The 26,993-nt window shown below is 53.9% G+C and carries 34 protein-coding genes and 4 pseudogenes; 36 read left to right on the top strand and 2 right to left on the bottom strand.

What is annotated here, in order from left to right:
• The first annotated feature begins 979 nt into the window (after positions 1-979).
• The 4 genes and pseudogenes from OGY09_RS08215 to OGY09_RS08200 all read left to right on the top strand — a co-directional run.
• A complete protein-coding gene (locus OGY09_RS08215) occupies positions 980-1,486 on the top strand; it encodes an antirestriction protein ArdA (protein WP_274660134.1) in 507 nt (168 codons plus the stop codon).
• A 42-nt stretch (positions 1,487-1,528) separates the two neighbouring features.
• On the top strand, positions 1,529-1,720 hold the full coding sequence (locus OGY09_RS08210) for a hypothetical protein (RefSeq protein WP_015059779.1): 192 nt from the start codon (positions 1,529-1,531) through the stop codon (positions 1,718-1,720).
• Positions 1,721-1,912: 192 nt separating this feature from the next.
• On the top strand, positions 1,913-2,167 hold the full coding sequence (locus OGY09_RS08205; protein WP_286590257.1) for a DNA polymerase III subunit theta: 255 nt from the start codon (positions 1,913-1,915) through the stop codon (positions 2,165-2,167).
• Positions 2,168-2,198: 31 nt separating this feature from the next.
• Positions 2,199-2,405 (top strand): annotated as a pseudogene (locus OGY09_RS08200) (hypothetical protein); the annotation flags it as partial.
• Positions 2,406-2,549: 144 nt separating this feature from the next.
• Here the strand turns inward: OGY09_RS08200 and OGY09_RS25425 are convergent.
• Entirely contained in the window at positions 2,550-2,771 is a 222-nt protein-coding gene (locus tag OGY09_RS25425; protein ID WP_286590254.1) for a hypothetical protein, read from the bottom strand.
• 330 nt (positions 2,772-3,101) lie between these two features.
• Between OGY09_RS25425 and ssb the strand changes: the two genes are divergently transcribed.
• The 15 genes and pseudogenes from ssb (at position 3,102) to OGY09_RS08120 (ending at position 12,013) form a co-directional block, all read left to right on the top strand.
• On the top strand, positions 3,102-3,659 hold the full coding sequence (gene ssb, locus OGY09_RS08190; RefSeq protein WP_286590252.1) for a single-stranded DNA-binding protein: 558 nt from the start codon (positions 3,102-3,104) through the stop codon (positions 3,657-3,659).
• Between the two features lie 52 nt (positions 3,660-3,711).
• Entirely contained in the window at positions 3,712-3,954 is a 243-nt protein-coding gene (locus OGY09_RS08185) for a DUF905 domain-containing protein (protein WP_286590250.1), read from the top strand.
• A gap of 74 nt (positions 3,955-4,028) precedes the next feature.
• Positions 4,029-6,062 carry a ParB/RepB/Spo0J family partition protein gene (locus tag OGY09_RS08180; RefSeq protein ID WP_286590247.1) on the top strand — a complete coding sequence of 678 codons (2,034 nt, stop codon included), beginning with the start codon at positions 4,029-4,031 and terminating at the stop codon, positions 6,060-6,062.
• 42 nt (positions 6,063-6,104) lie between these two features.
• Entirely contained in the window at positions 6,105-6,536 is a 432-nt protein-coding gene (psiB, locus tag OGY09_RS08175; protein ID WP_286590244.1) for a conjugation system SOS inhibitor PsiB, read from the top strand.
• The gene (locus tag OGY09_RS08170) at positions 6,533-7,261 is read left to right on the top strand and encodes a plasmid SOS inhibition protein A (RefSeq protein ID WP_286590242.1); all 729 of its coding nucleotides are present in this window, start codon (positions 6,533-6,535) and stop codon (positions 7,259-7,261) included. The genes psiB and OGY09_RS08170 overlap by 4 nt, the downstream gene beginning before the upstream one ends.
• Positions 7,258-7,585: pseudogene (locus OGY09_RS08165) on the top strand (theronine dehydrogenase). Before OGY09_RS08170 ends, OGY09_RS08165 begins: the two are co-directional and overlap by 4 nt.
• 158 nt (positions 7,586-7,743) lie before the next feature.
• Positions 7,744-7,893 (top strand): annotated as a pseudogene (locus OGY09_RS08160) (DUF5431 family protein); the annotation flags it as partial.
• Entirely contained in the window at positions 7,841-7,960 is a 120-nt protein-coding gene (locus tag OGY09_RS08155; RefSeq protein WP_223156217.1) for a type I toxin-antitoxin system Hok family toxin, read from the top strand. The pseudogene OGY09_RS08160 and the gene OGY09_RS08155, both read left to right, overlap by 53 nt.
• A 129-nt stretch (positions 7,961-8,089) precedes the next feature.
• Positions 8,090-8,533 carry a hypothetical protein gene (locus OGY09_RS08150; RefSeq protein WP_286590240.1) on the top strand — a complete coding sequence of 148 codons (444 nt, stop codon included), beginning with the start codon at positions 8,090-8,092 and terminating at the stop codon, positions 8,531-8,533.
• Between the two features lie 277 nt (positions 8,534-8,810).
• Positions 8,811-8,969 carry a hypothetical protein gene (locus OGY09_RS08145; protein ID WP_227021765.1) on the top strand — a complete coding sequence of 53 codons (159 nt, stop codon included), beginning with the start codon at positions 8,811-8,813 and terminating at the stop codon, positions 8,967-8,969.
• A 20-nt stretch (positions 8,970-8,989) separates the two neighbouring features.
• Positions 8,990-9,313: a hypothetical protein gene (locus OGY09_RS08140; RefSeq protein ID WP_286590238.1), complete on the top strand. Its 324-nt coding sequence runs from the start codon at positions 8,990-8,992 to the stop codon at positions 9,311-9,313.
• 54 nt (positions 9,314-9,367) lie between these two features.
• The gene (locus OGY09_RS08135; RefSeq protein WP_286590236.1) at positions 9,368-9,715 is read left to right on the top strand and encodes a hypothetical protein; all 348 of its coding nucleotides are present in this window, start codon (positions 9,368-9,370) and stop codon (positions 9,713-9,715) included.
• Between the two features lie 94 nt (positions 9,716-9,809).
• Complete coding sequence (locus OGY09_RS08130; RefSeq protein ID WP_101701187.1) at positions 9,810-9,956, top strand: succinate dehydrogenase flavoprotein subunit; 147 nt, start codon at positions 9,810-9,812, stop codon at positions 9,954-9,956.
• Between the two features lie 50 nt (positions 9,957-10,006).
• The gene (locus OGY09_RS08125) at positions 10,007-10,840 is read left to right on the top strand and encodes an N-6 DNA methylase (RefSeq protein WP_286590235.1); all 834 of its coding nucleotides are present in this window, start codon (positions 10,007-10,009) and stop codon (positions 10,838-10,840) included.
• 586 nt (positions 10,841-11,426) lie between these two features.
• A pseudogene (locus OGY09_RS08120) lies at positions 11,427-12,013 on the top strand (antirestriction protein).
• Between the two features lie 10 nt (positions 12,014-12,023).
• On the opposite strand, the gene OGY09_RS08115 reads toward OGY09_RS08120, so the two are convergent.
• Positions 12,024-12,479, bottom strand: coding sequence for a transglycosylase SLT domain-containing protein (locus OGY09_RS08115; RefSeq protein ID WP_286590231.1), 456 nt, complete (start codon positions 12,477-12,479; stop codon positions 12,024-12,026).
• 467 nt (positions 12,480-12,946) lie between these two features.
• On the opposite strand from OGY09_RS08115, the gene traM reads away from it, so the two are divergent.
• From traM to traF, 17 genes are all read left to right on the top strand, one after another.
• The gene (gene traM, locus OGY09_RS08110; RefSeq protein ID WP_015062650.1) at positions 12,947-13,330 is read left to right on the top strand and encodes a conjugal transfer relaxosome DNA-binding protein TraM; all 384 of its coding nucleotides are present in this window, start codon (positions 12,947-12,949) and stop codon (positions 13,328-13,330) included.
• 296 nt (positions 13,331-13,626) lie between these two features.
• A complete protein-coding gene (locus OGY09_RS08105; RefSeq protein ID WP_286590229.1) occupies positions 13,627-14,076 on the top strand; it encodes a helix-turn-helix transcriptional regulator in 450 nt (149 codons plus the stop codon).
• A 206-nt stretch (positions 14,077-14,282) separates the two neighbouring features.
• A complete protein-coding gene (locus OGY09_RS08100) occupies positions 14,283-14,516 on the top strand; it encodes a TraY domain-containing protein (RefSeq protein ID WP_001535116.1) in 234 nt (77 codons plus the stop codon).
• Between the two features lie 116 nt (positions 14,517-14,632).
• A complete protein-coding gene (traA, locus tag OGY09_RS08095) occupies positions 14,633-14,992 on the top strand; it encodes a type IV conjugative transfer system pilin TraA (RefSeq protein WP_286590228.1) in 360 nt (119 codons plus the stop codon).
• 1 nt (position 14,993) lies between these two features.
• Positions 14,994-15,299, top strand: coding sequence for a type IV conjugative transfer system protein TraL (gene traL / locus OGY09_RS08090; RefSeq protein WP_000398849.1), 306 nt, complete (start codon positions 14,994-14,996; stop codon positions 15,297-15,299).
• A gap of 19 nt (positions 15,300-15,318) precedes the next feature.
• Complete coding sequence (gene traE, locus OGY09_RS08085) at positions 15,319-15,882, top strand: type IV conjugative transfer system protein TraE (protein ID WP_001535119.1); 564 nt, start codon at positions 15,319-15,321, stop codon at positions 15,880-15,882.
• Complete coding sequence (gene traK, locus OGY09_RS08080) at positions 15,872-16,612, top strand: type-F conjugative transfer system secretin TraK (protein ID WP_286590222.1); 741 nt, start codon at positions 15,872-15,874, stop codon at positions 16,610-16,612. Before traE ends, traK begins: the two co-directional genes overlap by 11 nt.
• Positions 16,599-17,960 (top strand): F-type conjugal transfer pilus assembly protein TraB, encoded by a 1,362-nt coding sequence (traB, locus tag OGY09_RS08075; RefSeq protein WP_286590219.1) that lies wholly within the window; start codon positions 16,599-16,601, stop codon positions 17,958-17,960. Before traK ends, traB begins: the two co-directional genes overlap by 14 nt.
• Positions 17,961-18,070: 110 nt before the next feature.
• Complete coding sequence (locus OGY09_RS08070; protein WP_020842483.1) at positions 18,071-18,295, top strand: TraR/DksA C4-type zinc finger protein; 225 nt, start codon at positions 18,071-18,073, stop codon at positions 18,293-18,295.
• A gap of 110 nt (positions 18,296-18,405) precedes the next feature.
• Positions 18,406-19,020, top strand: coding sequence for a type IV conjugative transfer system lipoprotein TraV (traV, locus tag OGY09_RS08065; RefSeq protein WP_286590218.1), 615 nt, complete (start codon positions 18,406-18,408; stop codon positions 19,018-19,020).
• 10 nt (positions 19,021-19,030) lie between these two features.
• Complete coding sequence (gene traC / locus OGY09_RS08060; RefSeq protein WP_286590217.1) at positions 19,031-21,622, top strand: type IV secretion system protein TraC; 2,592 nt, start codon at positions 19,031-19,033, stop codon at positions 21,620-21,622.
• Positions 21,619-22,083 (top strand): type-F conjugative transfer system protein TrbI, encoded by a 465-nt coding sequence (trbI, locus tag OGY09_RS08055; protein ID WP_286590215.1) that lies wholly within the window; start codon positions 21,619-21,621, stop codon positions 22,081-22,083. The genes traC and trbI overlap by 4 nt, the downstream gene beginning before the upstream one ends.
• A complete protein-coding gene (traW, locus tag OGY09_RS08050) occupies positions 22,083-22,718 on the top strand; it encodes a type-F conjugative transfer system protein TraW (protein ID WP_286590213.1) in 636 nt (211 codons plus the stop codon). The genes trbI and traW overlap by 1 nt, the downstream gene beginning before the upstream one ends.
• A complete protein-coding gene (gene traU, locus OGY09_RS08045; protein ID WP_286590211.1) occupies positions 22,715-23,710 on the top strand; it encodes a conjugal transfer pilus assembly protein TraU in 996 nt (331 codons plus the stop codon). Before traW ends, traU begins: the two co-directional genes overlap by 4 nt.
• An 18-nt stretch (positions 23,711-23,728) precedes the next feature.
• Positions 23,729-24,343 (top strand): type-F conjugative transfer system pilin assembly protein TrbC, encoded by a 615-nt coding sequence (gene trbC / locus OGY09_RS08040; RefSeq protein WP_286590209.1) that lies wholly within the window; start codon positions 23,729-23,731, stop codon positions 24,341-24,343.
• Positions 24,340-26,193, top strand: coding sequence for a type-F conjugative transfer system mating-pair stabilization protein TraN (traN, locus tag OGY09_RS08035; protein ID WP_286590207.1), 1,854 nt, complete (start codon positions 24,340-24,342; stop codon positions 26,191-26,193). Before trbC ends, traN begins: the two co-directional genes overlap by 4 nt.
• A complete protein-coding gene (gene traF, locus OGY09_RS08030; RefSeq protein WP_286590206.1) occupies positions 26,190-26,969 on the top strand; it encodes a type-F conjugative transfer system pilin assembly protein TraF in 780 nt (259 codons plus the stop codon). Before traN ends, traF begins: the two co-directional genes overlap by 4 nt.
• Positions 26,970-26,993: the final 24 nt, after the last annotated feature.

Raw genomic sequence — 26,993 nt, 5'->3', positions numbered from 1 at the left:
TCTGATAGCCATCTGGGACCGTGGTCCCACCCTGCTCTGTCGTTGTCAGATGGTCTCTGGGACCGTGGTCCCACTCAGCTTTGTCGATGTCTGATGGTTATCTGGGACCGTGGTCCCACTCGGCTCTGTCGCTGTCTGATGACCATCTGGGACCGTGGTCCCACCCTGCTCTGTCGTTGTCAGATGGTCACTGGGACCGTGGTCCCACTCGGCTCTGTCGCTGTCAGATGGTCATCTGGGACCGTGGTCCCACCCTGCTTTGTCGCTGTCTGATGGCCATCTGGGACCGTGGTCCCATCAGTCCTCTCCTATTCCATGTCAGTGTGCTACACAAGGATGGACTCGGAACTGGCTGTATTTCTACATCTGTCCTGTGTTAATGCAATATTTCAGAGTTATCCACAGAAACGGTGCATAACCCTGTGAATCGATATCTGGTATATCATCATCTAATATGCCTGAGGTTCAATACGTCCCGACTCTGGTTATTTAGATTACCTACCCTGCGACGGGTACTATGTGATTTCTCCAGCCAAAGACTATCCTCACGGACGATTTCTTCCACCTGTTTATTGATTGCATTTTCGTTGAGCTCTTACAGCATCCTGTAGTAATCGGATGTCGCGCGACAGCTCCGTTATTCATTTACATCCTCCACGATGTTCTGGCTTCGGGGGAATGACGTTTTGTGCGGCCTGCGGCTTACGCCGTGCCTCTACTGTAGCCGGGCCGCAGAGGATGCAAGGGAAGCGTAAGCGCCGTCACCTTCACCCGGTCGCAGTTTATTTCAAAGGCATTATCTGCCGTCTTCCCGTCGTTCTCCGGCTCAGTTTTCGCCGTCAAACCGTCCAGCCTGCTCCTGCTTTTTTACTGCGCTGCGGCTTCGGTGATGCCCTTGCATCCTCCGCTTTTCGCCCGGCTGTCGTGTCGGCACGGCGTAAGCCGGAACTCAGACGACATCGACTATGGAGGATTTTTTATGAGCACTACGACCACCACACCGGCTGTTTATGTGGGTACGTATCACAAATACAACTGCGGCAGCATTTTCGGCAAATGGTTTGATCTGACGGAGTTTGATGGCAGGGAGGATTTTTACGAGGCCTGTCAGGTACTGCATGCCGATGAATGGGATGCCGAGTTTATGTTTCAGGACTGGGAAGGTATCCCGTCGCAGTTCGTCTCTGAATGCTCCATTGACTGGGATTTCATCGCCGCTTACAAACGTGCCGAAGAAGAGGGCAGGGAAGCCGCTTTTATCGCCTGGGCGGAGTATACCGGCGAGTGTGACTATGACGTGTTTGATGATGCGTACTGCGGCGAGGCGGAAAGCGAGGAGGACTATGCGCGGGAGATGGTTGAGGACAACGGCCTGTTAAATGAGGTGCCGGAGCCGTTGCGCAGCTATTTCGATTTTGAAGCCTGGGCGCGTGACCTGTTCAGCAGCGGCTATGTGTTCCATGACGGTTATGTCTTCAGCAACTGATTAATGTCCGGCGGGGAAACCCGCCGGACAGGGAGAAAACGTATGAAACTTGCACCACAAAGCCGTGAGATCCTGCGACAGTACAAAGCCCTGATTAATGCCCGCCGCCGTGATGCCGGTCAGCGGGAACTGACCACCGCGCAGGTGATGGATGAAATCTGCGAATACATGACCTGTCAGTGTGCCGTGTACATCGGCGGTCATTTCATCTTACAGGGTGGAAAAGGCCAGTAAGCAGGATGGCAGGCGTCCGGGCCGGAGGGCGCCTGTCAGCCCGCGCGAAAACCCTGGCAGGCTGCGCCTGCCGGAGAGAAACTTCGCCGCGCCTGCGGCGCCGCGTACTCTCCTCTCCCTAGTCAGTCGCTGTTGCCCTGGAATGCGCGTATTATCAGGGATATCTTCCTGTAACGCAGATCGGTGATGCATATGTCGAAGTGGAATATCGCCTCTTTCTCAAAAGAAGATCAGGATAAGGTCTCAGTCGATAAAGCCGCCGCTGCCGTTGCCTGGCAGGAAAGGATGAACAGGCCGGTTGTCCCGGAACTCGTTGAGCGGGAACAGCCTGAACATCTTCGCCACTATTACCGTGAACGGCCTGAAGTTCATCGGCAGAACAGTCAGCAGCTGCCGCGCGCAAATGTGCCCGAATATAATAATCCTGGAGATGACCAGCAGAAGTGATTCTTATCGTCAGTGTGTCCAGGGAGGAAATTTTATCCTGATGAATGTCGTGGCGGATAAACTGCGTCTCTGGAGTGGCGTTGCATGGATTATCGTTGTCGGCATCATTATAACGTTGATGCTGAAGGGGAAGGAGCCGGGTGACGAATTAAGAGTGCTGATCACCGTTTTTGCTTTCCTGGCTTCGGCCTGGTACAGCGTTGCGCAATACAGAAAAGAAAAGTATTTCCGCTCCTGATGTTCCCGGCTGGGATCACGCCGGATAATTGTCAGCCATCTCTTAAGCCGCATCTAATCCATTCTTATCCTGTGCGCCCTGAAACCCCGTCCTTCAGGGCGGGGAGGATGATAATTTTTTGTTTTCTGCGCGTTCCCGTTTTCACTATGGGCGACTTCCCTGACGGGAACCGGGGCTGTCATGCTTCGCACCGGGCCAGCTGCGCTGTCTCTGCCCGGCCCCTCCGGGGCAGCGGGTTTCCATCCCGGGCTGTCGCAACGTCAACGGCAGGCTTGCTGCGACCGTTCCGGTCACGCCGCCCTTTTTACGCGCCGCTTCCTGCGCTTTTCGCACCCCGGCAAACTGACGCCGGGCTGTAAGGCGCAACGCCGTTTCGCGCCCGCGCTTTCCGTCGTTGCGGCGGGTTCCTGCTCATTCCTTGCCTGGTTTTTTCAGCCTTTTGAGTCCTTTCGCCGGGGCTGAGACAAGCACAGTCGCTGTCAGCTGTCCAGGGTAAATGGCACGCGTTAAACCGCGCCCTGGACATCCGCCATCGCCCGCGCTGGTTTACGCCCTTGCGGCGAACGGCTCTCAAACGGGTGAAGGTAACAACCAGCGGGCGCGTTCAGCAGGTCCCCGCAAAACGTCAAAACCGCGGCCCCGGCAACTCAACGGGTGATGGTTTTTAAAAGCAAAACAAACGGAAGGAGATTCATCATGACAGTACGCGGCATCAACAAAGTCATCATCGTGGGTAATCTGGGCCAGGACCCGGAAGTCCGTTATATGCCCAATGGCGGCGCGGTCGCTAATCTCAGCCTCGCCACCACGGAGTCCTGGCGCGATAAACAGACCGGAGAGATGCGCGAAAACACAGAATGGCATCGCGTGGTGCTGTTTGGCAAGCTCGCGGAAGTGGCCAGCGAGTATCTGCGTAAGGGCGCTCAGGTGTACGTCGAAGGGCAGTTACGTACCCGCAACTGGCAGGACGACAGCGGCGTAACGCGCTATGTCACTGAAATCGTGGTCGGACAGAACGGCACTATGCAGATGCTGGGCGGTCGTCGTGACGGCGGTCAGCCACAGAACACGGCTCCGCAGCAACCCGCACAACCGCAGACACCAGCCACTCCGGCACAACCTGCTGGCACTCCTGAAAAATCCCCGAAAGCGAAGGGCGGCAGAAAACCCCGTCAGACTACAGCGCCGTCTCAGCAAGCCCCGCAGCCGTTACCGGACGATTATCCGCCGATGGATGATGATGCCCCGTTTTGACCTGCATGATGAAAACGCCCCCCAACCTGCGGGGCCGGAAAAGGAGAGATACATGACCAGCAACGTTATACCGCCCCTTCAGTCACTGCCAGATGGCACATTCACCCGCGAACAGGCTAAAGCAGTCGCAGCGCAGTATCAGAATGTCGCGATTGAAGACGATCAGGGAACGCACTTTCGCCTGGTAGTGCGTCAGAACGGCGAAATGGTGTGGCAAGCATGGAATTTTGAAGCGGATGCCGGGATATGGCTCAACCGTTACATCGAACGTTACGGCATTCGTAAACAGCAGTAAGTAAGAAGGTGCCCTGCCGGAGCTGTAACTCCGCAGGGCCGGACAGTAATCAATATCTGTGAGGAGTATCAACTATGTCAGTAACCGAGTCTAAAGCAAAAAAGGTTAAAAAAGCCAGCCCCAAAGCGTCAACGCGTAAAGCAGATGCTCAGTCAGACGTCCTTGTTACCGCACTGGACAATGCCCCCATCCGTTACACCGCCTGGTCCCGCCTGTTTATCGGGGAACTGAATTGCCGCATCGTCCCACATACGCCGGAAGAAATCAGGGGGTATGCCGACAGTATTCATGCGGTCGGGCAGATCCATAACATTGTGGTGGTGGAATGTGATGATGGTCGGCTGGAAGTGGTTTGCGGCGGGGGACGGGCAAAGGCGATCGGTCTGCTGGTTGAAGAAGGGAAGGTAAACCCGGATCAGGAATGGATTTCTTATAAAGCGGTGCCGCGTGAACTGGCACGGGCTGTCTCCCTTACCGAAAACGGCAGACACCGCGCCATGCACCCTGCCGAGCAGATCGCCGGATTCCGCGCACTGGCTGAAGAAGGGAAAACGCCCGCCCAAATCGGGGATTTGTTGGGCTACGGTGTGAAGCATGTCCAGCGCATGCTGAAACTGGCAGGGCTGTCTCCGGTTATTCTTCAGGCGCTGGCAGAGGACCACATCACTACCGAGCACTGTCAGGCGCTGGCGCTGGAAGATAACCCTGACCGTCAGGAGCAGGTGTACGAGGCCGCGTGTCGTCAGGGCTGGAACAATAAACCGGAAGTGCGTGTGATCCGTAATCTGATCACTGACAGCCAGGTTTCCACCCTCAACAACAGTAAATATGCGTTTGTCGGGGAAAAGGCATTCTCCGGCGATGAGGTCCGCGCTGACCTTTTCAGCGACGAGCATGGCGGTTATGTGGATAAACTGGCGCTGGATACGGCCCTGCTGGAAAAACTCCAGGTGGTTGCGGAATGCCTGAAAGAGGCCGAGGGCTGGACATGGGCCACCGGACGCCTGGACGCGGTCAGTTCTCACAGCGAGGACAGCGCGGTCTACCGTATTCAGGATGAGCCTGACGCGGTTTACTCGGATCAGGAACAGCAGCGCATGGATGAATTGCAGGACCATTATGACGAGAATCAGACCGCCAGCGATGAAACCGACGCGATGGCGTCAGAGATGGAGGCCATCGAATGCGCAGCACAGCTCCGGGCATGGACGCCGGAAATGCGCGCACAGTCCGGCGTGGTGGTGTCATGGCGTCAGGGTGACATCTGTGTCCAGCGCGGGGTGATCCTGCGTGAGCAGTCTGAAACGGAAGATGAACCTGCTCAGGTTCCGGTATATGAGCGCCAGCCTGAACCTGTTGACGAAATCAGTTTGCCCCTGCTGACGAAGATGTCCTCTGAACGTACGCTGGCCCTTCAGGCTGCGCTGGTACAGAAGCCAGAGAAAACGGTAGCTCTGATGGTCTGGCGTCTGTGTACCTGCGTTTTCGATTATTGCAACACGACCCGTGATCCCTTTGTTATGCGTCTCGAGGTGCATCACAACCGTCTGGTCAGTGAAGCCCCGTCTGGTGAAGAGGGAAAAGCATGGCAGTCCCTTATGCAGGAAAAAGCCCGTCTGGAGGCGCTGTTGCCGGAAGGCTGGAAAAAGGATTTCACCACCTTTTTTACCCTTGACGGAAAGACGCTGATGTCCCTGATGGTCTTCTGCACGGCCTGTTCTGTCGATGGTGTGCAGACCAGAACGATGGGACATACCACACGCAGTGATCTTGATGGTGTTGAACGTGCTGTTGAATTCAATCTGCATGAATGGTGGCGGCCGACGAAGAACAATTTCTTCGACTACCTGAAAAAGCCACAGATTGTTCAAATCCTCAGTGAGAACGGTTTGACCGGGGCCGCCAGCGATGCGCTGAAAATGAAGAAATCTGACGCAGCGGACCTGGCTGAAACCATGATGGCCCGTCACTGTCCTCAGTGGGGGCCTGTCTGGATGCGTGCCCCTGATGCAAAAACGCTGGGTTCTGAAGCAGAAAATAACGCTTCTGATGCTACCGCCACTGACGTCCCGCCTGTGGATCACAACAACATTCCTGATGCAGCCTGATAAGGGAGGCCGCCCCTTCGGGGGTGGCAGTAAGGAGATATAATGCAAACTGTTCTGACCGTCGATGTGCTGAAGACCATGTCCCCTGACGAGATGGAGAACTGGCGGGACAGCGGCGAAGATTTCCGCCGTGAACTGACCCACGCCGTTATGCGTGACATATCATGCCCTGAAAACTGGACCATGAACGGCGAGTACCGCAGCGAGTTCGGCGGGTTCTTTCCCGTGCAGATACGCTTTACGCCCCCGCTAGGCAATTACCACGTAGCGGTATGCAGTCCTGGTGTCATCAGTCCGGCGTGGATGGTGGTGTTCGTGCCCGCCAGCGGTCGCCCGCTCTCCGTCATTCGTACCCTGAGCGGCTACCAGCCGGAGCTTGTCAGCCACACCGTCAGCCTGACGGCGCGTCTCGATGCGGACGGCTACAGTCAGGTCATCATCATCAGCATTCTGGCAGCGGAGGGCGCAGCATGATCCCCTCACATCTCTCCCTCGTTCCCTTCAGCCCTGAGCGACGCGCCGTGATGGAGGCCATCGCTGAGGTTGAGCGCAGGCGGTCGTGCGGCGCGGTGTCCTCGATGTACCCGTATGCCAGCGCCTTTTTCCGGCGGCTCACGGGCAGCACGCGCATCACTATCAGGGAAATCCATCATTTTGCGCCGGTGCTGACGGCGCGGGAGTTGCGAGGCAGCAGGGACTGCTGGCTCAGTGCCATCGATGCGCTGATTGAAAGTCGCGGGACGTGTTGCTGGCTCCCGCTTCCTGTCGGTGCGGGTCAGCGCCTCTTTCCGGAGGTGGCCTTTCAGCAGACCGAGCGGGTTCGCTGTCAGGACGAGCTGCGGGATGAAAAATACACCCGCCAGCGCCACAAGGAACTGTGCCAGCGTGAGCGGGCGTACCAGGCGCTGGCGGGGCAGGCGGAGATTGAGCTGGCATTCCATACACCGGAAACTGTTAGCAGCTGGAGCACTCGCTGGTCGGGTACTGAACTGCGCCAGTACGACCTGGAGGAAATGTTCTGGCGCTGGAGCGAGCGTTTTCCGTCACTGGCATCGATGGAACGCTGGATGATGGCGAATCAGCCCTTCTGGAGTGTGATGGTTGAGTCTGATGCTCTCGCTAAAGAAAGCCCGGAACCGGTCAGACAACTGGAGCGATGGATGGTCCCCAACAAGCTGATACATCGGAGCCATGCATGAAGTGGCGTTACTCTTTGCGCTGGAGACTGCCCCGGACACCGTGTCCCGGACCGCAGGAACTGGTGTCTGAAGTGGTGGAGGCAGGGCAGCCCGCTCCTGAATCGGTGATGGCCCGCTGGGTGGCGGGCGCAGGGTATGCGGTGTGTGTCGATTTTTTTGGATGAAATACAGATAAGACGCTGGAGTGATGAACGTAAAGCGGCTGCCCGTCGGCGGAATCTGGAACGTCGCGTGAACCGGATTGCACCGTTGTTTGCCGATGAACTCATTGAACGGGAAATGGATAAACGACTGGAGTATTTTTGCGGAAAATCAGAACGATAAGTACGGGAAACCTGGTCAGACAGTGACGGAGTGCGGTATTATGGCGATGGCGCTTGAGGCTTTCTGCCTCATGACGTGAAGGTGGTTTGTTGCCGTGTTGTGTGGCAGGAAGCAGAAAGCCCCGTAGTTAATTTTCATTAACCCACGAGGCCACCTGTATGCCTAGACAACATCAGGATAGCCTCTTAGATGCCGCAAGGCAAGGAGAAGAAGGCCATGAAACTGCCACGAAGTACCCTGATCTGGTGCGTATTAATAGTGTGTCTCACACTGCTGATATTCACTTACCTGACCCGGAAATCGCTCTGCGAAATACGTTACAGGGACACGAACAGGGAGGTGGCGGCTTTTATGGCTTACGAATCCGCTAAGTAGCTAACCCCGGCGGGGGGATAACCCCCGCCATTCAGGGGCTGATGATGTCTGACATGCCTGAAGCGCCTTTATGAAGGGATTGCCGGTTCGCTGGCAGTCCCTTTTTCCTCCTCTGGTGCGACCGCAGGCATGAACAACCAGGAAGGACGGTTCCCTACGGGAACGGGGCAGGGCGGCAGCGCCTACGGCGCGCCCGCTCTCTTCCCTCCTGCTGCTGTCCTGTCATCCCTGTTCGGTGTGCCCATTGAGTTGATGATGGTCGCTCTGTCCTCTGCTCAGTATCTCTGTTCTTTCAGTCATCTATCTTGTGTCGGTTATGTCAGTCCGGGCGACTTCCCTTCGGGAACCGGGGCTGTCATGCTTCGCACCGGGCCAGCAGGCTGTCCCGGCCCGTCCCCTTCGGGGCAGCGGGTTTCCATCCCAGGCTGTCGCAACGTCAACACCACGCTTGCTGCATCCGTAAACGGATGCGCCGCTTTTCACCATGCCGGCGATAAAGCCGCCGGCATTCAAGTGACGCCACGCCGTTCCGCCGTGTCGGGTGTGTTCATCCTCTTCTCATACATCTGGTGAGCCATCTCACGTTAAGTCCCCGGGCGGAGGGCTGGTCGTAGCACCGCCGTGTCGTCATCCAAGGGGTATATAAACTCCGCCAAAACTTTTTGCCTGGGACCGCAAAAACTTTTGTCTCCGCCCCTTTCCTTCCTCCGTACGTCGTTGCTCCTTTGCCCTTTGCCGCCAGGGAACTCACCGAGAGATAGATTAACCACCAGACAAGAGGAAAAGCAGGATGAACACACAGAACGTCAACGTCAAAACCGCCACCAAAGAATCTTCCGAAAGATGGGTTATGTCCGGCGCTGAACCTATTGCTGCAAAGGTACTGGCATTCCACGGACAGGACGCCAGCTATGCATTTAATGTCCTGGCTGATTTGAAGGCAGTTGGTGCGCCATATGCACGGCGGAACATTATCGCAGATATGTTCCAGCGTTTAGGTGTGAATTAACCCACTGAAGGAGAACTGTTATGAACCGTAGAAATATGAATCTGCGTACTGATGGTTTTGTTCGCAATATCTATTCCCGTAACGCGTTCGGCGTTATTCGCGCAGATGTGGTGTTGGCTCGCATGGAAAAACAGGCCAATCGTGGCTGTGGCCTGCACTACGAGATTTATGAGTCCCGTCTGTTAGGTATGGCCATGAATTACCTGGCAGAACTGCCATTGAAAGACCGTCCTGTATTTATCGGCACAGCGGCGAAAAGAGGCTACATGCTGACACTGGCGGAGGAAGAACGCGCACAGGGTGAATGTGACGATCTGATGAACGAACTGGCGGCAGATTACTGATCCATGAATCGGGTGCAGCGGTGTGCTGTCCCTTTTTAACAGAAGGAGAAAAACATGCATTTACACCTGACTGAATCTTCCGCTGTGCCGGGGATGCAGACCACTGCTGAGGCTGAGCGGGCCTACTGGCTGAGCCGTGAACAGGCGGCGGTGAAAGCCCCTGCTGAAATCGACATACACGCTTTCCATGATGCGCTGGGGCTGATGTACCCGATGAACTGGCGAAGCAGTGAGAACGGTGAGTGCGAAACCTTCATGCTGGCAGAAATGATCTGCGGCAACGTGACCGAAATTTATGCGCGGATCGGTATCCGTTATTACCGGATGCGTGACTACAGCAACCTTGACCACTCGGAAATTCTGGCCCGCGTTAAGGAGGTATCAGACAAGAGCCAGAAATGAAAAAAGCAGGCATAAGCCTGCTCATTCCACGCCGGATGACACACCCGCAAAAGTTTGCATCCGGCATACGCAAAATCAACATGGAGATTAAACCATGCCATTTGACCCGCAAATCGTCGCACAGGCGAACGCATTTGTAAATGCCCTGCGCAGTGGTAAACGCGCCCGTGTTCCGGCCTTAAAACTGGAGTACTGGCAGCAGTTCATGACAGTGGTATACGCTGGTCTCGGCCTCGCGTGATGTGAAACCTGCCGCCCCCTTGTGGGGGCGGCATTACCGGAGATACTTTCATGTCACGACTGAGCTTTGCCGATGTCTTCAATGTGGCCAGGAAGAACGCTGGCAGTAAAAATAATATCCAAGACGCGCAGCCTGGGAGCGAATCATATTCCCCTGTTCAGCGACTGATGAGTGCGCAGTACAGCCGCAGCCGCTTTATCAGCGTGTTTAAATCTACAGGCCGCCATCTGGGGCGCTGGGAGGTGTTCAGTGATTTTCTGTCACTCGCCGCCAGTGAACTGGATATAGCGCGAATCAGAACGCCGGAGAGCATGGAGCACTGCCGGAAAATTTGCGCGCGGTACCAGGCTTCAGATATCGCGAATATGCAGGAAATGTTCTGCCTGATGGTGTGCGCGCTGGAGGCGAAATTCCATGATTTTCTCGGCGCAATTTTTATGGAGCTTGAGCTGGTCGACAACTTTCGCGGGCAGTATTTTACCCCGTATTCTGTCCAGTGTCTGATGGCGCGGATGCTGATGCCTGGCGTTCAGGATACTATCCAGCGGGAAGGGATTGCCACCGTCAGCGACCCGGCTTGTGGGGCTGCAGGGATGCTGATTGCATATGCGGAGTGTTTACTGGAAGCAGATATCAACCCTTCCATGCATATGTTCGGTAGCTGTATTGATATCGATCCAGTGGCGGCAAATATGGCTTTCATCCAGTTGTCGCTGCTCGGGATTGCCGCTGAAGTTGTAACCGGAAATACGCTCACAATGCAGTTTAACCGGGTACGGTATACGCCAGTGTATTACTTCAACGACTTTGAAAAACGGCTGGCAGACCTGAACCGATACCGGGTGATGCGGGACTTTATGCGTGGAATACGGGAGGCAGCGTAAATTATCAGGAGGGCAGGGGATACCTGCCCGACTTAAAAGGTCGCAGCGCCTGCGGCGCTGAGTAATACCGGCTGCGCTACGCGCCGCACATATTACTCAGGCGCGTAATTGTCATATTATTATTTATTCCCGCCTGTCACCTCTCATCCGGCATTCTTCTGTTTGTCTCTTTTGGTATTTATTAATTGTATTTAAAATAATAAATATCAAACCGGGCGACTTCCCTGACGGGAACCGGGGCTGTCATGCTTCGCACCGAGCCAGCTGCGCTGTCTCTGCCCGGCCCCTCCGGGGCAGCGGGTTTCCATCCCAGGCTGTCGCAACATCAAAATCCCGTTTGCTGCATCCTTTAAGGATGCGCCGCCTGAACCGTGGCGGTAATAAATTCCCGCCACTTTAATGGCCGGAACGGTAATTCGTCTCGCGCCGATTTTCCGTTCCGGGTTGTGTGCATTCTCCCTGAGTATATATCGCCCGATTTCATCAATTCGCGGAGGGCTGCTTTTAGCAGCTACCAGGAATAAATAAAAGGGTAGATAAACGCTGCGCGCCCTTTTATTTATTCCTGGTAGCTGCTCATTGCCCTTTGCCGCTCAGTGATGAAGTCGAACGATTTAATAAATCCATAAGGAGAAAACCAGAATGCACACAATTAACGTCAAAACCGCCACTCGTGAATCAGCCGAACAATTTAAAACAGATAAATTCCAGTGCTATTGTGTAATCGATGATAATGAACGACTTGATTTCATCCCTGCCCTCTTTTTTACACCAACCGCAGACAATATGATCGCCAGCTGGTTACGCCAGCATTCAGATTATGATGGCGGTTACTGGAACTACTGGACCATTCCGCAGGGCATTGGTGGAAATGTGGCACCGAATAAAATTATCTTCACTACTACACAAACCGGATATATCGCACCTGCAGGAGAACAACGATATAACATGTGCATTCCTGGTAATTATTTTGAATCAGAGGTCAGTGCCGATGCTGCCGGAATTATTGCAACGTTGATGATAATGAACTGGTTGTCCTGGCAGGCAGCCGACATGGGGGCTGAATATGCGAAAGTCTGTAAATATCTTGTCGCCCGTCAGGATGCCCTGAAGGATTATGTCAGTCTTATTCAACATCCGGAACGTGGATTGATATGGCGGGCTATCGATTAAAACAGGTGCGTCACTCTGGTGGCGCATTTTTTTTGATGGCAACATAAATTGCCTGAATTTCTTTTGCATATTGCTGGCGCTTTTTCTCCTGCACTTCCGTTTCACGAAATCCTGCATTATAAGCCCCTACAGCCCGCCATGAGTATCCCCAGCGTTTAAAAGCAATGGCAAGGTAGTAAGCTCCAGTGTAAATATTAAGGCAACTGTCAGTATAAAGTTGTCGGGGAGTGATCCCGAACTGAGCCAGATGCGAAAAATTTTGTGAGTGTATTTGCATCTTGCCGACAGCATATTCGCTCTGTGATACAATGTTGAGCGCATTATCACGCCATGACGACTCACGGAACGAAATCGCCCGTAACAGATCCGGCTCGATCCTATAATCCCTGCCCGCCATTTCAAAACAGTCCTGCGCATTAGCAGAAAATGTTATCGCCAGTAGTCCTGTAATCAGAGTTTTCCTCACGTCAGCTATTCCTCATTAACTTTTCTTTAGCCAGAGTGACATTTTTGATAAAAAACGGCAATGCCCGGAAATACTGAATTCTTCCTGGTAGGTATATTTCTGTATGCCTGCTCCTTAACATCAAAGTCCCACACCCGTCGCAAGATTTAATCTTGCATGATTATCCTATATTTTCAGTGTGTTACGTCAATATTGTTATGGTTATTCTATGTCCTACATAGATACTAGATTCACATGCAAATCTTTAGTAAATCGTAAAGGAGTCGAATCCAGATTCATCTATGAATCAGACCACTAAATTAAGACAAATTAAGGATTCGAATCTGGATTCGAATCCTTAATTTCGGTATAACAGATTCGCCTGTATGAAGTTGGTGAATCCAGACTGACTCTAATAAAATAAATGGCCGATTCACATGTGACTCTTGATAATCAGATAAATTTAAATTTCTAATAAGGTTTTTGAAATGCCAAAAATACAGACTTATGTGAACAATAATGTTTATGAACAGATCACCGATCTCGTTACCATCAGGAAACAGGAAGGTATAGAAGAAGCATCGCTTTCCAATGTTTCTTCAATGCTGCTGGAACTGGGCCTGCGCGTCTATATGATTCAGCAGGAAAAGAGAGAGGGGGGCTTTAATCAGATGGAGTACAACAAACTCATGCTGGAAAACGTTTCGCGGGTACGGGCTATGTGTACAGAAATTCTTAAAATGAGCGTCTTAAACCAGGAGTCGATTGCCAGCGGTAATTTTGATTACGCCGTTATCAAACCCGCTATTGATAAGTTTGCCAGAGAGCAGGTCAGTATATTTTTCCCTGATGATGAGGATGATCAGGAGTGAACCAGGTTTCATTTCTAAAAGCCGGAATCATTTCCCTGATTCCGGCTTTTTTTTGGTCTCTTTAAAAATATGGAATCTTTACATTCGCGTTAGCGACTCACGTCACATAAATCTGGCACTTTGAATGTTCTGGTGGATTTGAACCGTCTGATCGCTATTATTAATTTATCTAAGCCAAATGAGGGTGTGAAAAATTTAAAAGCCAGCAATATTAAAGAACTCCACCATGTATTAAAAATTGCAATGGACCTGTTCATTGCTTGTGGGATTCTTTTGTCTTTTTTCAGGAGGCCTGGATGTCTGTTGTTGAGCCAGCACGTTTTATGTATGAACGTAATCATTTTCCATCTTTGACAGATAAAGAATTCGAAGTGATGGTTTTATATTGCCAGTTCATGAGTATACAAAAAGTAGCAGAGTTTCTGGACAGAACTGATAGTGTGGTTACGAAACATTTAAATAGCTGCAAGAAAAAAATTGGAGTGGAAAGTGATTTCGAACTTTACTATATGGTTATAAAGAAGTTTGTTAACTTTGAAAAAGCTTTCCCTGAATTAAACTTACAGCAGGTAGACCTGCTGGCTGCATTTTCGTTTTATCCCAGAAGATCATCTATTGCACGTCGCTATGGGATTTACCAGCGTGACATATACTATGAACTTATGAAGATAAGGGGGGATCTTGGAATCAATGACCTTAACTCACTCCGGATGCTCTTCTTTATGAGGATTACCCTGTTTTTATGAGGCTTCCGGTGTTTTCTGCTTTGTTTTTGATGATGTTTTTATTTGATTTACATCAATCTATATTCCGAAGAGATTGTGAATTAGCTCAAGTTTTAAAAAATAACTGGTTGCTTTTAAAAGTAAAAAACTTTTTTGACAAAGTCCTTGTATTCGAAAAAAGGTCGTTTTCTAATATCCCTATCGCAAATTAAAACAGGTAGCGAGAGATGAAGGAGCCAAAATCTAATATCAGAAAGCTAATTGACATTGGTGGGTTAATTGGCAAGAAAGTGAATGTTAGCTGTAGTCTGGATGAAGCAATTGATGAACTATTAATGGAGAGTGCACTCAAGAGTGGGAGGAGTAAAAAAAGAGAAGCTGAATTAAGACTGGAGGATCATTTACGCAGATTTTCTCTCGTACCTGCTGAAGAACAGTATATTGAAAAAAAAGTGGATTAATACGTTAAGTATTCTGTTTCAGAATCATTGATCTTATCTGATGGTTCTGTGCCGGATTGACTTAACCCGTCAATACCGCTCTGGGTTGTTTTGTAAATAATATAAATGGAGTTTCTATGAATTTATCCTTATCAAAAGGCGGCCTCCCCGCATCTGTAAAAAACCGTGCATGGCAGTACTGCCAGATGGCATGGCGTGGTGTGACCACTAAAAAAGCGCTGTCCCGTCTGGCTGCGCTGTCTCCGCTGCTGTTACTCGGTGTGGGACAGATGGCCAGTGCAACCGACCTGCTGGCCGGGGGCAAGGATGATGTGAAAGCCACCTTCGGTGCCGACTCATTCGTCATGATGTGTATCATCATCGCCGAACTGATTGTCGGTGTGGCGATGTATATCCGCACCAAGAACCTGCTGATCCTGCTGGGCCTGGTTGTGGTGATCGTCTTCACTACCGTCGGTCTTACCTTCATCAAATGATATGGAGGGAAACGATTTAGACAAATACCGTTTCCCGAAAACCCTGTCAGAGCAGAACCGCATTATTGGACTGCCCCTTGATGAAGCTATCCCCGCAGCGGTTGTTTTGCTGTGGGGGTTTTTCACCAAGAAATATTTATTCAGTCTGATTATTGCGGCAGTTATCTGGCAACTGATAAGGGCGGCGAAACGCGGCAAAAGTTCCCGCTGGTTATACAACTGGTGTTACTGGTATCTGCCCACTGAATTATTCCGGGTTGTCTACCGCGTTATTCCCGATTCCAGTTTCAGGAAATGGATAAAATAAATTACCGCAGGGCCATATTATGGAAATTAGCGCTCGTAATTCATCCACCAAAATTATTGCCGTTATTATTCTGTCGCTCACGACACTGGTCTTTATTCTGGGCTTTGCCGTGGCATGGCTGGCTGTGACCAACAGAGCACTCATCCACGAGCAACGTACAGTCGTCACACCGATGACCTACAACGCGCCTTTTGTGGTATCCGAAACGAAAGCCGATACCGAGTATTTCCGGATGATGACGCTGTCCTTCCTGGCCCTGCGTCTCAATGTCTCGCCTGAAACGGTCGATTCCAACCACGCTTTTCTGATGTCTTTTGTCGAACCAGAGGCCCGGGAGGAATTTAAAAAAGTCCTCCAGGAAGAGGCTGCACAGATTAAAGCCAATGATGTGAATTCCACGTTCTACACCACAGAAATCAATGTCTATCCCGTTGACGGCCGCATCGATGTGCGTGGCGTGCTGAAAATGTGGATTGGTAACTCCAGGCCTTCCACGGAAATAAAAACCTACCGGCTTCGTCTGAAGTACACCGGAGGCTTTACCCGTATCGGTCGGTTCTATGAGGTGACGAATGAAAAATAACCTTCCGGCGTTTTTGTTTGGTACAGCCATGATGGTTGTTATGCCACCGGCTGCGCAGGCACAGTCACCTTCCACGATAAGCCTGCCACAGGGCGGCCAGTTCCGGCTGAGTATCAGCAATACCGATCCCAACATGATTTTTATCCCAGGAGACAAAGTCACCGCCATCACAGCGCCTGGGGGAATGCTGGCAGACAAGCGACTGACAACGGCCGGAGGTGTGCTGTTCACCTCAGTGGCCACCCGTACTTTCACGATTTTTGTAGAAACTGCGCTGGGCCAGACCTTCTCTGTCGTGGCCACTCCGGTGAAAGGAGAAGGTCGTGTCTATCGACTGATGAGCGCAGAACCGCCCTCACGGCCTGAAACCCGTAAATGGGAAACCGCTCAGGCTTACGAAAAGCTGCTCATCAGCCTTAACCGTGCCGTGCTGACGGGCGACATACCTGATGGCTACGGCGAAGTAAAACCTCTATCTGACGGTATTCGTCTCCCCGGTGGTTTTTCTGTTACCCCCCTGAAAGCCTGGGCGGGCGACCAGCTGCGTGCCGATCGTTATGAACTGCGTAATGCCAATACCTGGGGGGTGGCGCTGCGGGAGCAGGACTTCTGGAAACCCGGGGTGCGTGCCGTGATGTTTGATAACAACGCACAGACTCTGATGGGCGGAGGAAGAATGACCGTCACCGTTATCCGTGGAAACGGGGAGGGTGAAGATGGCCAACGTTAATAAAGTCGTCCGCCGTCGTCAGGTTGCCCTGCTTATCGCTCTTGTTCTGGGGATTGGTGCTGGCGGTGCCGGGACATGGATGGTCTCAGAGATGAACCTGAAGAAAGCGCCGCCCGCAAAAGCGCCAAAAGGAGAACCTGCGCCGGATATGACCGGTGTGGTCAATCAGTCATTTGATAACAAAGTCCAGCGTTCTGCCATCGCGGAAGCCCAGCGGCTTAATAAGGAAACGCAGACAGAGATTAAAAAACTGCGTACTGAAATGGGGCTTGTCAGTCGCGACCTTAAAGGCAGTCAGGATCGCATTCGTGAACTGGAAGACCAGAACCAGTTGCTGCAGACACAACTTGAGGCCGGGAAGAATTTTGACTCTCTCAGTGCCGAACCTCTGCCGGGGGCGCTGGCCTCTCAGGGGAAACCTGCACCCGCTGGTAATGTTCCACCCCCAACCAGTTTCTGGCCAGCAGGCGGCGGACAGGCCCCGGCTGCGCCGGTGATGACCCCCATTCAGCGTCCGGGAATGATGGACAGTCAGGAATTCAGTCTGCCGGATACCGGGCCTAAAAAGCCCCGTTTCCCGTGGATTTCTTCCGGCAGTTTTGCTGAAGCGATCGTGGTGGAAGGGGCTGATGCCAATGCGTCCGTTACCGGTGATAAAAATACCGCCCCGATGCAGCTGCGTCTCACTGGCAAAGTTCAGATGCCTAACGATGAAGAGTTCGATCTGACGGGTTGCTTTGTGACCCTGGAGGCATGGGGGGATGTTTCCAGTGAACGAGCCATCGTTCGTAGCCGTTCAATCAGTTGCAAGCTGGGTGATGACGACATCGACCAGAAGATTGCCGGTCATGTGTCCTTTATGGGCAAGAACGGCATCAAGGGCGAAGTGGTTATGCGTAACGGCCAGATCCTGCTGTATGCAGGCGGGGCCGGCTTCCTGGATGGTATCGGCAAGGGCATTGAGAAAGCCTCCTCCACTACTGTGGGCGTCGGCGCAACTGCCAGCATGAGCGCCGCCGACATCGGCCAGGCCGGACTCGGCGGTGGTGTCAGCTCAGCCGCAAAAACCCTCTCTGATTACTACATCAAACGTGCTGAACAATACCACCCGGTCATTCCGATTGGCGCAGGTAATGAAGTCACGCTGGTTTTCCAGGACGGCTTCCAGCTGGAAACCCTGGAAGAAGCCCGCGCGAAAGCGGCTGCACGCAAGAAGCAAAATCAGCCTTCTGCCTCATCCACGCCTGCTGCCATGCCGGGTAATACGCCGGACATGCTGAAGCAACTGCAGGACTTCAGGGTAGGAGACACCGTCGATCCGGCGACCGGACAGGTCGTCACACAGTAAACGCGGCCGGGAAACCGACCACAACAACACAATCCGGAATAGTTAGTGCCCTGGAAGACGAGAAAGGGATGGGCGGTAGCGTGTCCGGGCAGCATACACAGGAAAGAGTGATGGCAGACGTACTGGACCAGTTGCAGGAGCAGGAAGACCTGATTCACAGGCTGCACATTCAGGCGGTCAGACAACAGTTAAGTGTTAAAGGTGAAAGCCTTACCCGGTGTGAATGTTGTGGAAACCGTATTCAGGAACGGCGCCAGAAAGCGATACCTGGCGTGCGTACCTGCACTGAGTGTCAGCGGGTACTGGAAATTCGGGGAAAAAATTATCAGAGGTGAAGGATGGGAAGCAGAAAAGCCAATGCGATGGCCGTGGGGAAAACCGGTAGCGGTAAAACCACGACACTCCCAGCCAGACCCTTCAGCGCATAATTGTTCAGGAAACATCAATGAAAAAAATCACACTTTTGATGGCAGGCAGCGCCCTGCTGTTATCCGGTTGTGCCGGTGTCAAAAGCAGTTTCGACTGCGATGCCACAACGTCTGATACCTGTATGACTATGACGAAGGCTAATCAACTGGCCCGGGACAAGGCGGCAAAACAGGCGGGAAAGCCGGCTGCGGGCGGACTGCCTTCCCTGGTTAATTTACCGGCCACCTCTGCGGTGGGGGTTCTGTCTGCATCCCGTTCCGCCGTCAGTCCCCCTTCCGGCACGCGGACCGTCAGCACCACGCCCACCGTATCTGCAGGCACGTCCGCAGGTGTAAACACAAACACGGCAACGTCAACACTGACGCCCCGTCCGGTTGCCGGAACGCCGGTCACAACCACTCCGTCATCAGTGGCTTACCGTCCGGCCGTCTCTGTGGTCACACCGACGCCGTCATGCCAGAACGTGCGTTGTGACAATCCCGGCTCTGTGCACCCACAACGCAGCCAGGATCAGATAGCCACGGTCTGGATTGCGCCCTGGGTGGACAGCGATAACGCCTTCCATCAGCCCGGTCGGGTGTCCTTTGTGGTCAGTCCTGCCGACTGGGTTCTTCCGGCCCGGGTAAATTAAGGAGTTTCGGGTGAAAAAATTTCTGAACGTACTGGAAAATCTGCAGAACGCCTTCCGGATGCCGGATGGCGCGTCGGAGATGACGCGCAATCTGGCCAGCCTGGACTTTCCGCAGCTGACCAGCGTCCTGCCATACCGTGACTATGACCGTGACAGTGGGCTGTTTGTGAACCGCAGTACGGTGGGTTTTCTGCTACGTGCAGAGCCTCTTATCGGCGCTAACGAACAGATTGTGTATGTGCTGGAAGATCTCATCAAAAGCAAGCTGCCGCGTAAGACGCCAATATCATTCCACCTGGTCTCCAGCAAGCTGATCGGTGATCAGCTTGACCGGGGCCTGTCTGAGTTCCGCTGGCAGGGGAAGCATGCAGACAAATTTAACCGTATCACCCGGGCATATTATCAGCGCGCAGCGCAGCAGCAGTTCAACAGCCCGACCGGCCTGCCACTGACCCTGCGTGACTACCGTCTGTATATTTCTTACTGCGTGAAGGCGAAGAAGCGGACGGCGGCCGTGATGACGGAAGTTGTTCATACCCTGAAAGTGCTGCGTTCCTCTCTGGACGCGGCAAAAATTTACACGCAGGCGGCTGATGACCAGGAGCTGGCCACGCTGGTTCACGGGATGCTGAATGCCCGTCATGATCAGCTGTACCCGGATGAGGTTCGTGTCGGTAAATTTGATGAGCTGCATCAGCGCTGTGTTGACCAGCGTATCGGTATCGATGTGCGTCCGGATGATGTGCTCATCAGTCTTGCCGACCGTCAGGGCAGCGTGACCTCCACGCGGGCCATGAACTTCATGCTGGAGAACAACCCGGATATGTTCATGCTGTGGATGGGGGGCGATAACCTGTCCAACCTGCTCAGCCCGGACCTGACCATTGCCAGCCCGTTTGTCATCACGATGGTGATGGAGGCTGAAGACCAGGTGGCGACGCAGGGGGAAGCCACGCGCAAGTATCTCGACCGGGAGAAAAAAGCAAACTCTCCTTATGCCACCCTGTTTCCCGGCGTGGCCAAACAGGCCAAAGAATGGAAGGAAATCCGCGAGCATCTTAACAGCAACCAGACCTGTATTGTCCGCTATTACTATAACGTCACCACGTTCTGTCCGGATACGGATGAGGATGCGCTGGTCTGCGAACAGCAGGTCATTAATACCTTCAAGAAGAATGGCATAGATCTGTTTTCCCCGACCTATATGCAGTTCCGTAACTGGATAGCAATGCTCCCCTTCATTCATGCGGAAGGGCTCTGGGAAGACATCAAAATGGGCGGGGCAACCTGCCGGGCCGAAAGTATCCAGGCCGTGAACCTGCTGCCGGTGGTGGCCGACAACCGGTTGTGTCAGGGGGGATTGCTGACGCCGTCCTACCGTAACCAGCTGGCATTCCTCGATATCTACGGCGACGGGATGGGCAACACCAACTACAACATGGCAGTCACTGGAACGTCCGGGGCCGGTAAAACCGGTCTGGTCCAGCCTATCCTGCGCAGCGTACTGGACTCCGGCGGTATCGCCTGGGTTTTTGACATGGGGGACGGCTACAAATCGTTCTGCGAAAACGTCGGCGGAACCTACCTGGACGGTAAATCACTCAAATTCAATCCGTTTGCCAACATCTCCAGTATCAATGAGTCCGGGGAACGTATCCGTGACCAGTTGGCTGTACTGGCAAGTCCCAATGGTACGCTGGATGAAGTCCATCACAGTCTGCTGCTGCGCGGGGTTCAGGAGGCATGGGAAGCTCACAGGGAAAAAGCCCGAATTGACCACGTAGTGCAGAAGCTGACGGCCATCCGTGAGGATGATAAATACCAGAACTCACCGGGTATCACCAACCGACTGGATGAAATTATCGAACTGCTCGGTAAGTACTGCTCCTGGGGAATTTACGGCGAATACTTTAACAGTGACGAACCGTCACTGACCGATGATGCCCGCTTTATCGTCCTGGAGCTGGGGAGCCTGCAGGACAAGCCTGACCTGCTGGTTGCGGTGATGTTTTCCCTCATCATCTACATCGAAGACAAAATGTACCGCACGCCGCGCAGCCTGAAGAAATGTTGCACCATCGACGAAGGCTGGAAGCTGCTCAACTTTAAAAATGAGAAGGTCGGTCAGTTCATTGAAACCGGCTACCGTACGGTACGCCGCCACCGTGGCGCGTTCATCACCATCAGCCAGAACATCAAAGACTTTGACGCCGATGATGCATCCGGCGCTGCAAAAGCGGCCTGGGGTAACTCAGCCTTCAAGGTGATCCTCAAACAGGATGCCTCTGAGTTTAAGCAGTATAACCAGAACCGTCCCAACCAGTTCAGCGAGGTGGAGCGCAGTGTTATCGGCAAGTTCGGGGATGCCAAAGAGCAGTGGTTCTCCTCCTTTATGCTGCGCATCAACGATACCTGCAGTTTCCATCGTCTCTTTGTCGATCCGCTCAGTCGCGCGATGTTCAGTTCAAAGGGGGATGACTTCGAGTTTATCCGCCAGTGCCGGGAACAAAACATGGATATCCATGACGCTGTATACCAGCTGGCACAACGTAACTTTCCTGATGAGATGCGCGAACTGGAAGCACTCGCGGAGGCTGCATGACCACTGACCAAAAACTTACCCCTGCTCAGTCTGAATCCCCTCTCACTTCTGATGACGTCAGGAAGGGGATAAACATCACAGCGGGAGGACACCGGCGGGAGCAACGTCGCCGTCGTTGCCTGCTCAATCTGCTACTGGTCGCTGCCACCATTGTGTGTATCAACGCGGCGGTAACGACGCTGCTGATTAGCTGGCGTACGCCGACGGTAGTGTCCTTTGATATGAAAAAAACGCTGGATCAGTTCACAGAACAGGCCAGCGCTCAGTCACTGGATGAGGCTCAGACTAAGGCTCTTACCGAACGATTTATGACCAGCCTCAATGCGGAACTGCAGGACTGGCAGCGCCGCCATGATGCACTCATCCTGGTGACGCCCGCAGTGGTCAGCGGGGCGGGCGACATCACTGATGAGATTCAGACCGGGGTGGCACACCGAATGGCGGCGGGAGGCGGCAACTGATGAAAAAAGGGCTGCTGACACTGTTGCTGATTTCCGGCGTAGCACAGGCAAAAAATCTGGGTACATGGGGGGAAATGTACCCCATTGCTGAGCAGGACATGCTCACTACCATCCAGACACGCCTGAAGGCAATGGAGGCCAGTGGTGAGATGGCCCGGGAGCAGGAAGCATTCAAACAGCGCGTCATTGAAAATACTCTGCGTCCCAGGCCAGTTGAAGGACTGACACTGGCGCAGGAGAACACCACCCACTATATCGATCCATCGCTGACGGTCAGTGAAGATCTGAAAGACCATCAGGGGCGGGTGTTCGCCCATAAAGGGCAGGTGATTAACCCGCTGGATACGGTGCCGTTCACCGACACGCTCTATTTTATTGATGCAGATAACCCGCAGCAGCTGGCATGGATGAAGGCACAGAAGCCCGGGACACTGACGTACCGCGTCATTCTGGTTAACGGGGATGTCCGTGAGGCCACGAACGCCCTCAATACCCGTATCTATTTTGACCAGGACGGTTCACTCTGCCGGAAGTTTAAGCTGAAAGCTATCCCGGCCCGGGTGACGCTGGCAGAAGATCGCCGTCGCCTGCGGGTGGACACGTTCGCCCTGGATGCGCCGGAGGTGATGCCATGAAACGTTATCTGGCCGGTCTGGGGCTGATGCTTCTGTGTCTGACCGGGATGAGCGGCACGGCACAGGCGGCTTCAGCAGAATGTGAGGGGAATTTTGTTAACCCGATCACCGATGTCTGCTGGGAGTGCATCTTTCCGGTGACCATCGGCAATGTGCCGGTAGTCAAAGGTCGCCAGCCGGACACTCCGAACCCGTCGATGCCCATCCAGATCTGCCCGATGGGCATTCTGTACCGGGTGGGGCTGGCCATTGGCTACTGGGAGCCGATGGCGCTGACGGACGTGACGCGTTCAGCGTACTGCATGGTGAATCTGGGCGGGTTCAATATCAATATCGGTAACGTCGGCAGCGGGACCGGAGGACAGGAAAACCGCGCAAATCCAGGCGCGTTCTACCATGTCCACTGGTACAAATACCCGCTCACCTACTGGCTCAACATTATCACCTCGATGGGCTGCCTTCAGGGCGGCGACCTGGATATTGGTTATCTGTCCGAGCTGGACCCGATGTGGGACAGCAGTTCGTTGAGCATGATCATCCAGCCCGAAGCCATTCTCTTTGGCAACGTTATTGCGCAGGGGGCCTGTGCGGCAGACGCCGTGGCGAGTCTGGTGGGGAAACCCATTGATGCCCTGTTCTGGTGTGCCGGCAGTCAGGGCAGCATGTATCCGTTTAACGGCTATGTCTCTAACGAATTCAGTCCGCTTCAGACCTCGCTGCTGCTCAGTGAACGGATGGCGTTTAAGCTGCACCGCCAGGGCATGGTGATGAACAGTATCGGGGAGAACACCGCTGTGTGCTTTGAATATCCGTCCCCGATCATCCCTAAAAGTCGCTGGCGGTATCACCTGGTTAACAAGTACCCCGATGCCGGGCAGTGTCATCCGCTGGGCCGCAGCGTGACCCGCTGGGAAACCGGCAAGAACATGCCCAATGACCGGCGCAATTTCGGGTATCTTTTCTGGCGCAAGCGTAACTGCGTATTTCTTTAAGTCACAGGGAGAAAGACATTGAAACGAGTACTGATGTCGCTGGCCCTGCTTCTGGTCAGCGGGGCCGGGGTGGCAAGTGACCATGCTGAGAACCGCCAGTTTATACACGACCAGCTGCAGCTGGACCGGCAACGTTTTCGTGCCCTGCAGACGCCGGAGTTTCTGCAACAGCCGCGCACCGTGGCACCACAGGACCAGGCTTTTCTGGACGCGCAGGCCTCACAGTTCCGTCAGGCCATGCAGCCCGGGGAGCGCCCGGTGGATGCGGCCCTGGTGTTTGTGTCCTTCTCGATGCCGCCGGAGGAGCTGAAGCAGCGCGTAAAGGATGCGGCGGAACTCAATATTCCGGTGGTCATCCGGGGGATGGTCAACGGTGATATGCGGGCCACTGCCAATGCGGTTGCCGGACTGGTGAAAGAGAGCAATACCGGCGGGGTACAGATAGATCCGACCACCTTTCGCAAATACAACATCACCGCTGTGCCTGTGCTGATTGTGACCTGCGGCAACCAGGGGGATACGGTTGACCGGTTGCAGGGAGACCTGACGTTACATCAGGCCCTGAAGCGGGTGGCGGAAGAGGGGGATTGTGCTGACACGGCCCGGAACCTGCTGGGCGGGGGGGCGCAATGAAACGCTGTCTTCCTTTACTGATGGCGATGGCATCTTTCTGTCTGGTCGCGCCGCTTGTTGCCAATGACCAGTTTAATCAGGGCATGCAGCAGGGTAACGCCAGCAAAGGGCAGGGGACCAGCGCCATACAGGGGTTTAAGCCGGCGGAAGTGATCCCCGGCTATATCGACTCACCGCAGGAGAGCGGCTATTACGGGGGAGTGACGTCGTCCGGGGTCGACATGACTGCCCCCGGTTCAACGGCGCTGAATACCTCGGAGGCCGGGAAAACCATCACCGAATCCATTCTGAACACGCCGTCGGATAACAAGCCCTCACTGGATGCGCCGTTTATCTCTGAGGGACTGGCGATGAAAGACAAGGCGGAGACCATTACCGGCGGCGGGTTTGCCGGTTGCGTGGACCAGCCTGCCAGCTTTACAGAAATTACCACCCATCAGTGTCTGCGGGACACCAGAATTGAGCAGTACTGCACACGCACCGCGACCATTAACGGGGACTGGAAAAACACCGAGGTTTACCGGTATGTGACAATTTCCCCGGGGCAGTTTCGTTACAGCCAGAACGGAAAGCAGCTGGTATTCAGCGTGACTTCTCCGGTTACGGGTGTCGTGATGAATGCACAACTGAAGGTGTATGCCAGTTTATATTTCCTTAACTCCCGTTATACGTTCATGAACTCCGTGTTCAATGTCGCGACCTCTCCGGGCGGGACGAATATGTTCACTCTGAGCGGGTCTCCCGGGATGAGCATCACCGAAGGACAGGTGCTGACGGGCTCCGGTTGCACTGCTAACGGCAACTGTATCAACGGTGGTAACGGGGACTGGCAGGTTTATCAATCGCTGGCCAGTGGGAAATCGACGTTTACGCTCACCATGTACGTCAGAGTCAGCGAAAAAGAATGGGTGCCACGGGTTGAATGGTCTGAAAGCTGCCCGTTCAGTAAGACCGAAGGGGCCATGACCGGCTCACAGTGTGTGGAGCCGGGGGAGACACGGACCGTCATTGTGGGCAGTAAAACGTACAGCATTCATCAGGACTGCTGGAAATGGCAGGACACCTACCTGACTCAGACCGAGACCGAAGGCACCTGCGGGGAGTTCATAAAGAATCCGTCCTGCACGGTGACCCGCAGCGAGTGTGCCGATACGGTCGACGGTTTCTGCGTCAGCCAGCAGGTGACGTACTCCTGTGAGCGTAAAAAGGAGGGTAACGGCCAGATTTGCGGCGGGGAATTCTTCTGCAAGGACGGCAGCTGCGCCCTGGCGCAGACGGGAACCAGCAACATGTTCGGTCAGGCCGTCTCGGCGCTCGCGGCAGTGGCCGCCGCTGGCGAGGATGTGGCTGCGCTCAATGGTGTGGACGTCCGCGCCTTTACCGGCGAAGCACAGCACTGCAAGAAGATGGCGGTGGGCTTCAATAACTGTTGCAAGGACTCCGGCTGGGGCCAGGATGTAGGCCTGTCGAGCTGCAGCAGCGAGGAAAAGGCGCTCGGCAAAGCGAAGGATAAAAAGCTGACGGTGTATGTCGGGGAATACTGCAGCAAGAAAGTGCTGGGTGTGTGTCTCGAGAAAAAACGTGGTTACTGCGTGTTTGATTCCAGACTGGCGCGTATCGTCCAGGAGCAGGGGCGTCGTGACCAGCTGGGCGTGGGGTTCGGTAAAGGCAAGTCACCGGACTGCCGGGGCATCACGGTGGATGAACTGCAGCGACTCGACTTTGGCGTGATGAACTTCAGCGACTTCTATGATGATCTTAATGCCGGCAGTGAAATCCCGGAAGACCAGGCATTGCTGAAAAAGGCGCAGGACATCATTGCCGAAAAAATGCAGGAGAACGCGCCATGAGATGTATTGCCGGCGCGCTTGCCCTGATGATGGCAGCATCACTGCATGCTGCTCCCGATGATGTACTGGTACCTGACTATGCCCGGGAAGAGGGATGGCAGTGGTACAACCCCAATACTGAAGAGGTTGAACCCGAACCGGCGTCGCCGCCGACACTACGGGAACGTCTGGCCAGCATGACGCCATCAGAGCAGAAAAAGGTGCTCCAGCAGGCTACCCGTGAAGCGCTGGACACCGCCATTCTGTATCCCTCTGCGGAGAACTTTCGCCGCTTTATGACACTGCAGAACTTCTGGACTGACCGGGCAACGGACTTCACCCAGACGGCGAAACTGGCCCGGCTGAAGTATCCGGAGCTGGATTACAACGTGAAGCGCAGCCATTACAACGGCACGGTGGAAGCCCGCCTGACTGAAGAGAAGAAGGTCCAGAATGCGGTTATCAGCCAGGTGGCGCAGCGTTATGGCCTGTTCTTTTTCTACCGGGGCAACAATGCCGTCGACAACCTGATGGCCGGGGTGATACGGGCTTTCTGTGAAGAGCGGGGGATCAGTCTGATGGCCGTCAGCGTGGACGGTAAACTCAGCGACCAGCTTCCGCAAAGTCGCCCTGACAGCGGACAGGCCGAAAAAATGCGTGTCACCCATTTCCCGGCCACGTTTCTGGTCGACCCGAAAACTCACCAGTGGCAACCCCTTGCGTGGGGGTTTATGAGCCACGACGACCTGGATCGCCAGATGGTCAGCGTCCTTACCCACTTTGCACCTGACTACTGATAACACCTGTCTTTTGAGGTAACC

Origin of the sequence: Citrobacter sp. Cpo071 (assembly GCF_030332765.1) — a bacterium.
Taxonomy (GTDB): domain Bacteria; phylum Pseudomonadota; class Gammaproteobacteria; order Enterobacterales; family Enterobacteriaceae; genus Citrobacter; species Citrobacter portucalensis.
The sequence above is the reverse complement of the archived record's forward strand: the minus strand, read 5'-3'. Positions and strand labels throughout refer to the sequence as shown.